This window comes from Mesorhizobium sp. M0145 (genome assembly GCF_040322355.1).
Lineage (GTDB): Bacteria > Pseudomonadota > Alphaproteobacteria > Rhizobiales > Rhizobiaceae > Mesorhizobium.
The window spans coordinates 118303-130568 of record NZ_JAMYTK010000006.1 but is presented as its reverse complement, the minus strand read 5'-3'; the positions used below and the strand labels follow the sequence as shown (position 1 = coordinate 130568).

Sequence of the window (12266 nt, the reverse complement as noted above, 5' to 3'; positions counted from 1 at the left end):
TTGACCGGACGATGATGAACGACAAACCAGAGACTGCCGCCCGCTCCGACGCCGGCAGTGTGATCAAGCCTTCCGAAACGACGGAAGAGGGCTCGAGTCCGAGTACCACGACCGGCAGCTTCGCCAGCGAGGCATCGCCTGCCGGTCCTTCCCTGTTCGATCGCGTGCTCGGGCTTTTCAGGCACCGCAACGGCACCAGCCTGCGCGAGGAGATTGCCGGTGCGCTTGCCGAAACGGCGAGCGATGCAGAATCCTTCTCGCCCGGCGAACGCGCCATGCTCAACAACATCCTGCGCCTGCGCGAAGTGCGGGTCGAGGACGTCATGGTGCCGCGCGCCGACATCGAGGCGGTCGAGATCACCACGAAGCTCGGCGACCTTCTGGGGTTGTTCGAGCAGTCCGGCCATTCCCGCATGCCGGTCTATTCGGAGACGCTCGACGATCCGCGCGGCATGGTTCATATCCGCGACGTGCTGGCGCACATCACCAAGGTCGCCCGCGTCAGAAAGGGCAGGACGACCAGGAAAACTCCGGTCGCGACGGTTCTCGATCTCGCCCAGGTCGATCTGGCGCGCACCATCGGCGATCTCAACCTGATCCGACCGGTGCTGTTCGTGCCGCCGTCGATGCTCGCCTCCGACCTGATGGGGCGAATGCAGACGACGCGCACCCAGATGGCGCTGGTCATCGACGAATATGGCGGCACTGACGGTCTCGTCTCGCTCGAGGATATCGTCGAGATGGTGGTCGGCGACATCGAGGACGAGCACGACGAAGACGAGCCGATGATCACCCAGGCCGGTGAAGGCGTCTTCATCGTCGACGGCAAGGCCGAGATCGACGATGTCGCCAAGATGATCGGCGAGGATTTCGCCGCCGGCGAGCACGGTGAATATGTTGACACGATCGGCGGCATGATCTTCAACACGCTTGGCCGGGTGCCGGCGCGCGGCGAAGTGGTGCAGGCCATACCCGGCTTCGAGTTCCATGTGCTCGACGCCGATCCGCGCCGCGTCAAGCGCGTGCGCATCGTCGAGACCCTGAAGGGCGAGCGCCGCCGCCGCGCCGTCCGCACCGAGCAGGCTTGAAGGACGCGGCTTGCCCGATGCCGGTTGAGGACCCGTTCAAGCACTCAACCTTGGGCTCGGGTGTCTTCTACCAGAATCCGCGGGCCGCATTGACATGGCTTGAAAAGGCTTTCGGCTTCGAGCCGAGCATGGTGGTCAGCGATGCCAATGGCAGGCTCGTCCATTCCGAGATGCGGTTCGGCGACGGCTATATCGTCGTCGATTCCGAATGGGCCGACCATATAGCCAGCCCGGCTTCAGTTGCAGGCAAGAACACGCAGTCGGTCTATGTACGCCTGAAGGACGGGATAGATGCCCACTGCGATCGTGCAAGGGCGGCGGGAGCCGAGATCGTCGAGGAGCCTGCCGACCAGCTCTACGGTGAACGGCAGTACAGGGCGCGCGATCCTGAAGGCCATATCTGGACCTTTTCCCAGACTGTCCGCTCCGTCCCGCGCGAAGAGGCTGAGCGGCTGGGCGGACTGAAGATCGAAGGCTGGCATCGATAGCTATGAGCGGACTTGTTCGCTCTTATCCGGTTTGGAGCCAAGCCCGCGGCCTGATAAATCTTGCTTCCTGATTCGCACGACTCGGAAGCATAGATGGAGCGCCAGGCCGGCCGGATAATTCTGCTTTGGGGCTGGCGGCGCGCGCTGGTGGCGTTTCTTGCCGGCGCGCTAGCGGTTCTTGCCCAGGCGCCTTACGATTTCTTCGCCGTCTGTTTCGTTTCGTTCCCACTGCTGGTGTGGCTGCTCGACGGCGCGACCTGCGAAGCCTCGGACGGTTTTCTGCGACGCTTGCTGCCGGCTTTCGCCACCGGCTGGTGGTTCGGTTTCGGCTACTTTCTTGCCGGTCTCTGGTGGGTCGGCTCGGCGCTGCTGGTCGAGGCCGACAGCTTTGCCTGGGCCTTGCCGTTCGCGGTGGCCGGCATCCCCCTCGCGCTGGCCCTCTTTTACGGTTTCGCTGCCGTGGTTGCCCGGCTGTTGTGGAGCAACGACATCGGGCGCATCGCCGCGCTCGCCTTCGGCTTTGCGCTGGCGGAATGGCTGCGCGGCTTCCTGTTCACCGGCTTTCCGTGGAATGCCGTCGGCTATGCGGCGATGCCGGTACCTTTGCTGATGCAGAGCGTCTCGGTGACCGGCATGGTCGGCATGGACGCGCTTGCGGTCTTCGTCTTTGCGCTGCCGGCGCTGCTTGCGGCCCGCCGGCATCTCCGCCTCGGCGCGGCATTGCTTGTCGTTCTCGTCGCCGCCCATGCCGGCTTCGGCTATATCCGGCTCGCCGCCCCCGAAAAGCCGGCCGCCCGCAGCCTTGACGTCCGTATCGTGCAGCCTGCCGTCGACCTTACGGAAAAATGGGATACCTCGGTGCGTGACCGTATCTTCGCCACCATGATGGGGCTTTCGGCCAAGGCGCCGGAACCCGGCCATGACAGGCCGCAATTGATCCTGTGGCCGGAGACGTCCGTGCCGTTTCTGTTCACCGAACGTCCGGATGCCCTGCCTGCGATCGGAGAGATGCTTGGCGATGGCCAGATGCTGGTCGCCGGCGTCGTTCGCGAGGAAGGCGGCTCGGCGGCCGGCAGCCGTTACTACAACTCTGTGGTGGCGATCGACGAAAGGGGCGAAATCGTCGATGCCGTCGACAAGGTCCACCTGGTACCCTTCGGCGAATACCTGCCTTTCGCCGATCTGCTCGGCCGCTTCGGGCTTGAGCAGCTTGTTGCCGGTCCAATGACCTTCGCGGCGGGCAATGAGCGGCATCCGATCGCGCTGCCCGGCGGTATCCGGGCGCTGCCGTTTATTTGCTATGAGGTCATCTTTCCCGATCTGGTCGCAGTTGACGCAACGTCAGCCGAGCTTATTGTGAACGTCACCAATGACGCCTGGTTCGGCGACACGCCGGGGCCGTACCAGCACTTCAGGCAGGCGCAGATCCGGGCGGTGGAGAATGGGGTGCCCCTGTTGCGCGCGGCTAATAACGGCATTTCGGCCGTTGTCGACCCGCGCGGTCGCATCGTCGACGCGCTGGCAATCGATGCACGCGGCGCGATCGATGTGCGTGTGCCGATCTCCAACCAAGCCATCGTTTCCTCCGGCCAACGACGCATTAACGGAATGCTGATCATGTTTTTGCTTGCCGTTGCGGCATGCATTTTGAACGTAAGGCAAAGGCTACGGGCGAATTGACAGCCGACACATTAGAAACTCATACTGTAAGCGCCTGAAAATTTTCGAAGTCGATAAGGTCGTTCTGTTGGGGCACGGGCCGCGGCGTCGTTTGGGCAGCAAAATAGAAAAAGCCGGAAAAATTCGGCGAGGAAAAAATGACAGAAGAAAACAAGAAAAAGCCGAATCCGATCGACATCCACGTCGGAAGCCGCATCCGGCTTCGCCGCAATATGCTGGGAATGAGCCAGGAAAAACTGGGTGAAAACCTCGGCATAACGTTCCAGCAGATCCAAAAGTACGAAAAGGGCACCAATCGCGTCGGCGCCAGCCGTTTGCAGGCAATCGCCTCCATACTCGGCGTCCCCGTCGCCTTCTTTTTCGAGGATGCGCCCGGTCAGGAGCCCGTGGGCAACCGTGGATTTGCCGAGGATGCTTCGATGACCTCCGCCGTCGAATTCTGCGGCAGCCCGGAAGGCCTCCAGCTGAATCGCGCCTTCGTCAAGATCGCCGACGTGAAAGTGCGCCGCAAGATCATCGAGCTGGTGAAGTCGCTTTCCACCGACGAAGTCGATTGACTGGCCCGTGAAGAGTTCAACAAGGAAGGGGTCGTCGTAGCTGGGCATGCAATTTCTCGCGGCTGCGCGCATTGAGGGATGTTCATTCCGCAAATGCGCTAAAGCGCAGATCGATTTCGCTCGACACGCTTCCTCGAAGCCGTTTTCCTCAGTCTGTTGGTGCAAGGGCTGATCGCAGTGCGCCCTGCCGCCGTCTTGGGATGCAAAGATAATAACGTCAAAATTCATGCCAGAACGGCTGCATGGCTTGACGAGCGACGCCCGGCACCGTTAACAACTGGCGCGCCAAAATCGGCGGCCTGCCGATATTTTTTTCAAGAGGGGACACCCGTGACGCGGCACAATTACTTCTTCACCTCGGAATCCGTTGCCGAAGGCCATCCCGACAAGGTCTGCGACCGCATCTCCGACGAGATTGTCGATCTCGTCTATCGCGAAGCCAGAAAGACCGGCATGGACCCGTGGAAGGTCCGGGTTGCCTGCGAGACGCTTGCGACGACCAATCGCGTTGTCATCGCCGGCGAGGTGCGCGTCCCCGAGACGCTGCTCAAGAAGGACAAGGAGGGCAACGTCCTGAAGGATGCGGCCGGCCATCCGATTGTCAACCCGGCCAAGTTCAAGTCGGTCGCTCGCAAGGCGATCCGCGAAATCGGCTACGAGCAGGCCGGTTTCCACTGGAAGACAGCCAAGATCGAGGTCCTGCTGCACGGCCAGTCGCCGGATATCGGCCAAGGCGTCGACAACGCCTCCGACCGGCAAGGCGAGGAGGGAGCCGGCGACCAGGGCATCATGTTTGGCTATGCCTGCCGCGAAACCCCGGACCTGATGCCGGCGCCGATCTATTACAGCCACAAGATCCTCGAATTGCTGGCGGCTGCGCGCCATGAAGGCAGCGGTGATGCCGGCAGGCTCGGGCCGGATGCCAAGAGCCAGGTCACCGTCCGCTATGTCGACGGCAAAGCGGCGGAAGTGACGCAGATCGTGCTGTCGACCCAGCATCTCGATGAGACGTGGGATTCGAAGAAGGTGCGCAACGTCGTCGAGCCCTATATTCGCGAAGCACTGGGCGACCTGAAGATTGCCGACAATTGCAACTGGTACATCAATCCGACCGGCAAGTTCGTCATCGGCGGGCCTGATGGCGACGCCGGCCTGACCGGCCGCAAGATCATCGTCGACACTTATGGTGGGGCTGCGCCTCATGGCGGCGGCGCTTTTTCTGGCAAGGACACCACCAAGGTCGACCGCTCGGCGGCCTATGCGGCGCGTTATCTCGCCAAAAACGTGGTTGCCGCAAAGCTCGCCGATCGCTGCACCATCCAGCTTTCCTATGCGATCGGTGTCGCCCAGCCGCTGTCGATCTACGTCGACCTGCACGGCACCGGCAAGGTCGACGAGGCAAAACTCGAGCGTGCACTGCGCGCCGTGATGGACCTGTCGCCTTCCGGCATCCGCCGCCACCTCGATCTCAACAAGCCGATCTATGCCAAGACGTCGTCCTACGGCCATTTTGGCCGCAAGGCCGGCCGGGACGGATCCTTCTCCTGGGAGAAGACCGATCTCGCCAAGGCGCTCAAGGACGCTCTCGCCGAACCGGTCGCCGAAGCAGTCGCCGCCTAACCGCGGCGCCTATGGATCCGAAGGACCGGCCAAGCCGTGCGACCGAGGCCTTTTTCGGTCGCCGGCGCGGCAAGACCATTCGACCACAACAGGCAGCGGCGCTGGAGAGCGGCTTCGCCGCCTACAGGCTCGATCTGACGGTTGAACCGCCGGCCGACTTGCGCAGCCTTTTCGAAGCCGAAGTTTCGGCTGTCCAGCTCGAAATCGGTTTTGGCGGCGGCGAACATCTTCTGCACCGTGCTACGGCCAGCCAGGCGACCGGCTTTATCGGCGTCGAGCCTTTCGTCAACGGCATGGCCAAGATGATGATGGCGGTCCGGGAGCGGCCGCTTGCCAATCTGCGCGTCTATGACGACGACGCCACACGTCTGCTGGACTGGCTGCCGCAGGCTTCGCTTGACGGCATTGACCTTCTCTATCCGGATCCGTGGCCGAAGAAGAAGCACTGGAAGCGGCGCTTCGTCAGCCCGGTCAATCTCGACCGCTTCGCGCGCGTCCTGAAGCACGGCGGAAAGTTCCACTTTGCGTCCGATATCGATAGCTATGTGAACTGGACGCTCCTGCATTGTCGGGCGCACGACGCCTTCACGTGGCAGGCAAGCGAAGCAGCCGACTGGCACCGGCCCTATGATGGCTGGCCGGGGACGCGCTATGAGGCCAAGGCCATTCGCGAAGGCCGACGGCCCGCCTATCTCACCTTCGTGCGGAAATAAGCGGGAAAGTAGAGCTGAGCACAAGGCGAGCGGGCCGAAGGCTCTCGGCGCTCACTTGGCTCAGAAGCGACGGATCTTGTCGAAGGCTGCCGGCTCCATGCCGAGATTGCGCAGATCATGCGCACGCGGCTTGCGACCGCTTTCCACAGCCCGGGACGCGGCTACGGCGCTGCCGAACACGCTAAAGACATCGCCTATGGCTGAAAAAAATCCACGATTGTTCATGATGGTACCCTTTTGAGCGCCGTGAGCGCTCCAATTGTGCAATGCAACATAGATAGTCGTGCGTGGCCGGTGCTCAAAGGGGGATCACTGCACGGGCGCCATGCATTTGGCGCAGCGCTGCGGACTCGGAGCCTTGCCGTCATGCAGGACGGGCTTGAAACGAGGACCACGATCGTCTATATCAGCTTCAAATTCTTGGTCGCTGTGACGAAGAGTGGGTCCACCCGGTCCCGCTCTTTTTTATTACCTGCCGACCAACAGAAATCGAGTGACAGGACCGAATGACAGTGACGGCAAGCGAAGGCGACGACCGCATCATCCGCGAAAGCGGCATCGATGCGCGCATCGCGCTGATCGTTCAGCCGGTACTGCGCGCCATTGGTTTCCGCTTGGTACGTGTGCACCTGTCGGGCCAGAACGGGCTGACGCTGCAGATCATGGCCGAGCGCGAAGACGGCACCATGACGGTCGAGGATTGTGAAGAGGTCAGCCGGGCGGTGTCGCCGGCGCTCGATGTCGATGATCCGATCGAGAAGGCTTATCATCTCGAAGTGTCGTCGCCGGGCATCGACCGGCCGCTGGTCCGCAAATCGGACTTTGCAGCCTGGACCGGCCATCTGGTGAAGATGGAAACATCGGTTCTCGTCGCCGACCGTAAGCGCTTCAAGGGCAAGATCGCCGAAAGCGACGCGGACGGTGTGCTGATCGAGCGTGACAAGGCCGCTTACGGCGAGGAGCCGACGGTACGTGTTCCCTACGATGCGATTGCCGAAGCGCGGCTGATTCTGACCGACGACCTTATCCGCGATGCGCTCTCGAAGGACAATCGGGCGCGCAAGGAAGCCAGGAAACGCCGCGGCGAACCCGAAGACGCACCAGAGGGTGCGGAAGACGAAACCGAACAGGAAATGTGATTGGGCTGCCGGCCGTAAGGGTCGGCAACAAGCTCGGGAGAAAGAAGATGGTTGTAAGCGCCAACAGGCTTGAACTGCTGCAGATCGCCGATGCGGTCGCGCGTGAAAAGTCGATCGACAAGTCGATCGTCATCGCCGCCATGGCCGATGCGATCCAGAAGGCCGCGCGCTCGCGCTACGGCCAGGAAACCAATATCCGCGCCGACATCAATGCCAACACCGGCGAGATGAAGCTGCAGCGGCTGATGGAAGTGGTCGAGAAGGTCGATGACTACGCGACGCAGATTGCCATTTCCTCGGCGCGCGAGCGCAATCCGGACGCCCAGCTCGGCGATTTCATTGCCGAACAGCTACCGCCGATGGATTTTGGCCGCATCGCCGCCCAGTCCGCCAAGCAGGTCATCGTGCAGAAGGTGCGCGAGGCCGAGCGCGACCGGCAATATGATGAATACAAGGACCGTATCGGCGAGATCGTCAACGGTACCGTCAAGCGCGTCGAATACGGCAACGTCATCGTCGATCTCGGCCGCGGCGAAGCGATCATCCGCCGCGACGAGCTGATTCCGCGCGAAAACTACAAGTATGGCGATCGCGTCCGTGCCTATGTCTATGACGTACGCCGCGAACAGCGCGGCCCGCAGATATTCCTGTCGCGCACCCATCCGCAGTTCATGGCGAAGCTGTTCACCATGGAAGTGCCGGAAATCTACGACGGCATCATCGAGATCAAGTCGGTCGCCCGCGATCCGGGTTCGCGCGCCAAGATCGCTGTCATCTCGCGCGACAGCTCCATCGATCCGGTCGGTGCCTGCGTCGGTATGCGCGGCAGCCGCGTCCAGGCGGTCGTCGGTGAATTGCAGGGCGAGAAGATCGACATCATTCCGTGGTCGCCATCGGCGGCGTCCTTCATTGTCAATGCATTGCAGCCGGCGGAAGTCGCCAAGGTCGTGCTCGACGAGGATGCCGAGCGCATCGAGGTCGTCGTTCCCGACGATCAGCTGTCGCTGGCCATCGGCCGCCGCGGCCAGAACGTCCGTCTTGCCTCGCAGCTCACCGGCTGGGATATCGACATCCTGACCGAGCAGGAAGAGAGCGAACGCCGCCAGAAGGAATTCGTCGAACGGTCGTCGCTGTTCATGGAAGCCCTCGACGTCGACGAGATGGTCGGCCAGGTGCTCGCTTCCGAAGGCTTCACCAGCGTCGAGGAGGTCGCGTATGTCGACTCCGGCGAAATCGCGTCGATCGACGGCTTCGACGAGGACACGGCTTCGGAAATCCAGACCCGCGCCCGCGAATATCTGGAGAAGATCGAAGCCGAGCATGACGAGAAGCGCAAGGCGCTCGGCGTCAAGGACGAGCTGCGCGAGATTCCCGGCATCACCACCGCCATGATGGTGACGCTCGGCGAGGACGGCGTGAAGACGATCGAGGATTTCGCCGGCTACGCCGCCGACGACCTGACCGGTTGGAAGGAACGCAAGGACGGCGAGACGAAGGTATTCCCGGGTGTGCTCGCCAACCACGGCGTATCACGCGCCGATGCCGAGCAGATGGTCCTGGCCGCTCGCCTGAAGGCTGGCTGGATCACCGAAGACGAGCTTGCCGCCGAGGGCGTGCCGGCTGACGAAACCGTCGGTGCGTGAGGTGAAACCGCATCGCACCGAACCCGCCCTTGGACGAGATGAACGATCGCACCTGCATCGTCACCCGCAGGCAAGCCGAACCGGATGAACTGATCCGTTTCGTCGTCGGCCCGGATTCGGCCGTCGTTCCGGACATCAAGAGAAACCTGCCCGGCCGCGGTTGCTGGGTGACAGCCGACCGCCTACATATAGAAAAGGCAGCGGCCAAAAACCTGTTTGCCCGTGCTTTTAAGGCGCAGGTGAGCGTGCCGGCCGATCTTGGCGGCATGGTCGACGCGCTGCTTTCCAGGTCCGCTCTGGGCATGCTTGGCCTGGCCCGCAAGGCGGGCGCCATAGCGCTCGGAGCGACCAAGGTCGAGAGCGCCGTGCGCGGCGGACTTGCACTTTTCGTGCTCCACGCGACCGAGGCTTCCGACGATGGCGTCCGCAAGATAAGCCAGGCGCGACGGGCAACCGTCCACCTCGGCGGGCCTGCGATCCGCGCTTACAAACTTTTCTCCGAGGCCGAGTTGAGCTTGGCATTGGGGGGTACAAATGTGATACATGCTGCCGTTCTCGCGGGAGACGCGGGCAGGGCGGTGCAGAAGCGCATGGTTGCGCTCGACCGATATCGGGGCGGTTCCCCGGACGATCTGGCAATGCTTGCGGCCGTTGCTGACGAAGATGATGCCGCAGAGGATATGGAATGAGCGATACGAAATCGGGCGACGACAAGACGCTGAGTGTTACGCCGAAGAAGACCTTGACGCTGAAGCGCCCCGGTATGGAACAGGGCACGGTGCGCCAGAACTTCTCGCACGGCCGCACCAAGTCGGTGGTCGTCGAGACCAAGAAGCGCAAGTTCTCGCTGCCCGGCGACAAGCCGGAGCCGGCGGCAGCGCCTGTGTCCGTCTTCACGCCGAAGCCGGTCGCGGCAGCGCCTGCCGTGCAGGAAGCTCCCAAGGCGCCTCCCCCGCCGCCGCCGGTCGAACGCGGCGGCATGGTGCTGAACGAGTTGTCGCGCCAGGAAATGGAAGCACGCCGCCGGGCTCTCGAGGGCTCGAAGGTCCGCGATGTCGAGGATCGCCAGCGCGCCATCGAGGAAGCCAAGCGCCGCAGCGAGGACGAAGAGCGCCGCCGCCGCGAGCGCGAGGAATCGGCTCGCCGTCAGGCCGAGGAAGAGGCACGGCTGCAAGCCGAGGCCGAATCCCGCCGCCGTGCCGAGGAAGAGGCGCGCCGCCGTGCGCCGCTCGCCGCCGAACTGGCAACAGTCGATGACGAGGAAGAGGTCAAACCGAAGCGGACCGGTGCCGGCGCACCAGTGCGCCGTCTGGTCACGCCGGAAGTGGCGCGTCCGGCCAAACCGACCAAGGGCGAGGAGGACCGCCGCCGCGGCAAGCTGACGCTGAATTCGGCGCTTTCCGACGAGGATGCGCGCGCCCGCTCGCTCTCGTCGATGCGCCGCCGTCAGGAGAAATTCAAGCGCGCGTTGCATAACGAGCCACGCGAGAAAGTCATGCGTGAAGTGATCCTGCCCGAAACCATCACCATCCAGGAGCTGGCGCAGCGCATGTCCGAGCGCGCTGTCGACGTGGTCAAGTTCTTCATGAAGCAGGGCCAGATCCTGAAGCCTGGTGACGTCATCGACGCCGACACGGCCGAACTCGTCGCCACCGAATTTGGCCATACGGTCCGCCGCGTCGCCGAGTCCGACATCGAAGAGGGCTTGTTCAACATCGCCGATCGTCCCGAGGACCTGCAGCCGCGTCCGCCGGTGGTAACGATCATGGGTCATGTCGATCACGGCAAGACCTCGTTGCTCGATGCCATCCGCAATGCCAACGTCGTCTCCGGCGAGGCCGGCGGCATTACCCAGCATATCGGCGCCTATCAGGTCGAGAAGAACGGTCACAAGGTTACCTTCATCGACACGCCCGGCCACGCCGCCTTCACGGCGATGCGTGCCCGCGGTGCCCAGGCGACCGATATCGCCATCCTCGTGGTGGCAGCTGACGACAGCGTCATGCCGCAGACGATCGAATCGATCAATCACGCCAAGGCGGCCGGCGTTCCGATCATTGTGGCGATCAACAAGATCGACAAGCATGACGCCGACCCGCAGAAGGTGCGTTCGGAACTGCTGCGCCACGAGGTGTTCGTCGAATCCATGGGCGGTGAGGTGCTGGATGTCGAGGTGTCGGCGACCAAGGGCATCAATCTCGACAAGTTGCTCGAAGCGATCCTGCTGCAGGCCGAAATCCTCGACCTGAAGGCCAATCCGGACCGCACCGCCGAAGGCGTGGTCATCGAAGCCCAGCTCGACAAGGGCCGCGGCCCAGTCGCCACCGTGCTGGTGCAGACCGGCACGTTGATGCCGGGCGACATTCTCGTCGCCGGCAACGAATGGGGCCGGGTACGCGCGCTCGTCAATGATCGCGGCGAGCAGGTCAAGGAAGCGCCGCCGGCAATGCCGGTGGAGGTGCTCGGCCTGCAAGGCACGCCGCAGGCCGGCGACCGCTTCGCCGTGGTCAACAACGAGGCCCGCGCCCGCGAGATCACCGAATACCGCCAGCGTCTGGCACGCGAGAAGGCGGTTGCCAGGCATGCCGGCCAGCGCGGTTCGCTGGAGCAGATGATGTCGCAGTTGCAGACCAGCGGACTGAAAGAATTCCCGCTGGTTATCAAGGGCGACGTGCAGGGCTCGATCGAGGCGATCAACGCCGCGCTCGACAATCTCGGCACCGACGAGGTGCGCGCCCGCATCGTCCATGCGGGGGCTGGCGGCATTACTGAAAGCGACGTGTCGCTGGCGGAAACTTCGGGGGCTGCGATCATCGGCTTCAACGTTCGCGCCAATGCGCAGGCCCGCGCAGCCGCGGCTGCGGCAGGCATCGAGATCCGCTACTATTCGATCATCTACAATCTGGTCGATGATGTGAAAGCGGCTCTTTCCGGCCTGCTCTCGCCGGAGCGGCGCGAGACCTTCATCGGCAATGCCGAGATCCTCGAGATCTTCGACATCACCAAGGTCGGCAAGATCGCCGGCTGCCGTGTCACCGAAGGCAAGGTCGAGCGTGGTGCGGGCGTGCGCCTGATCCGCGACAACGTCGTCATCCACGAAGGCACGCTGAAGACCCTGAAGCGCTTCAAGGACGAGGTTTCGGAAGTTCCGGGCGGCCAGGAATGCGGCATGGCCTTCCAGAACTACGAGGACATGCGCGTCGGTGACGTCATCGAGTGCTTCCGCGTCGAGATGGTGACCAGGACGCTCTGAGCTCGAACGTTCGAGTTCGGGCATCCATCGAGACCGGGCGGTGGTCGAAAGACCGCCGCCCAAACCATATGAGACATGTGGTGCG

Annotated in this window: 11 protein-coding genes; 10 read left to right on the top strand and 1 reads right to left on the bottom strand. The window is 63.0% G+C overall.

Going from position 1 to position 12266, the window contains the following annotated elements; all coding sequences use genetic code 11:
- Positions 1 to 14: 14 nt before the first annotated feature.
- From NKJ28_RS12515 to trmB, 6 genes are all read left to right on the top strand, one after another.
- The gene (locus NKJ28_RS12515) at positions 15 to 1088 is read left to right on the top strand and encodes a hemolysin family protein (RefSeq protein WP_352448597.1); all 1074 of its coding nucleotides are present in this window, start codon (positions 15 to 17) and stop codon (positions 1086 to 1088) included.
- 17 nt (positions 1089 to 1105) lie between these two features.
- A complete protein-coding gene (locus tag NKJ28_RS12510) occupies positions 1106 to 1576 on the top strand; it encodes a VOC family protein (protein ID WP_352635768.1) in 471 nt (156 codons plus the stop codon).
- Between the two features lie 93 nt (positions 1577 to 1669).
- Entirely contained in the window at positions 1670 to 3256 is a 1587-nt protein-coding gene (lnt, locus tag NKJ28_RS12505; RefSeq protein ID WP_352635766.1) for an apolipoprotein N-acyltransferase, read from the top strand.
- A 137-nt stretch (positions 3257 to 3393) separates the two neighbouring features.
- Positions 3394 to 3813 (top strand): helix-turn-helix domain-containing protein, encoded by a 420-nt coding sequence (locus NKJ28_RS12500; RefSeq protein ID WP_023676895.1) that lies wholly within the window; start codon positions 3394 to 3396, stop codon positions 3811 to 3813.
- A gap of 330 nt (positions 3814 to 4143) precedes the next feature.
- Positions 4144 to 5433 carry a methionine adenosyltransferase gene (gene metK / locus NKJ28_RS12495; protein WP_023676896.1) on the top strand — a complete coding sequence of 430 codons (1290 nt, stop codon included), beginning with the start codon at positions 4144 to 4146 and terminating at the stop codon, positions 5431 to 5433.
- Positions 5434 to 5444: 11 nt separating this feature from the next.
- Positions 5445 to 6146 carry a tRNA (guanine(46)-N(7))-methyltransferase TrmB gene (gene trmB, locus NKJ28_RS12490; RefSeq protein ID WP_352614602.1) on the top strand — a complete coding sequence of 234 codons (702 nt, stop codon included), beginning with the start codon at positions 5445 to 5447 and terminating at the stop codon, positions 6144 to 6146.
- A gap of 60 nt (positions 6147 to 6206) precedes the next feature.
- Here the strand turns inward: trmB and NKJ28_RS12485 are convergent, their stop codons facing one another.
- Positions 6207 to 6371 carry a hypothetical protein gene (locus tag NKJ28_RS12485; RefSeq protein WP_352448601.1) on the bottom strand — a complete coding sequence of 55 codons (165 nt, stop codon included), beginning with the start codon at positions 6369 to 6371 and terminating at the stop codon, positions 6207 to 6209.
- 281 nt (positions 6372 to 6652) lie between these two features.
- Here NKJ28_RS12485 and rimP point away from each other — a divergent pair, with 281 nt between their 5' ends.
- From rimP to infB, 4 genes are read left to right on the top strand one after another with little or no spacing between them, the layout of a single operon-like run.
- Positions 6653 to 7285, top strand: a complete 633-nt coding sequence (gene rimP, locus NKJ28_RS12480) for a ribosome maturation factor RimP (RefSeq protein ID WP_023676900.1) — start codon at positions 6653 to 6655, stop codon at positions 7283 to 7285.
- 47 nt (positions 7286 to 7332) lie between these two features.
- Complete coding sequence (gene nusA, locus NKJ28_RS12475) at positions 7333 to 8928, top strand: transcription termination factor NusA (RefSeq protein WP_023676901.1); 1596 nt, start codon at positions 7333 to 7335, stop codon at positions 8926 to 8928.
- A gap of 38 nt (positions 8929 to 8966) precedes the next feature.
- Positions 8967 to 9617, top strand: coding sequence for an RNA-binding protein (locus NKJ28_RS12470; RefSeq protein WP_352455116.1), 651 nt, complete (start codon positions 8967 to 8969; stop codon positions 9615 to 9617).
- Entirely contained in the window at positions 9614 to 12181 is a 2568-nt protein-coding gene (gene infB, locus NKJ28_RS12465; RefSeq protein ID WP_352589066.1) for a translation initiation factor IF-2, read from the top strand. Before NKJ28_RS12470 ends, infB begins: the two co-directional genes overlap by 4 nt.
- Positions 12182 to 12266: the final 85 nt, after the last annotated feature.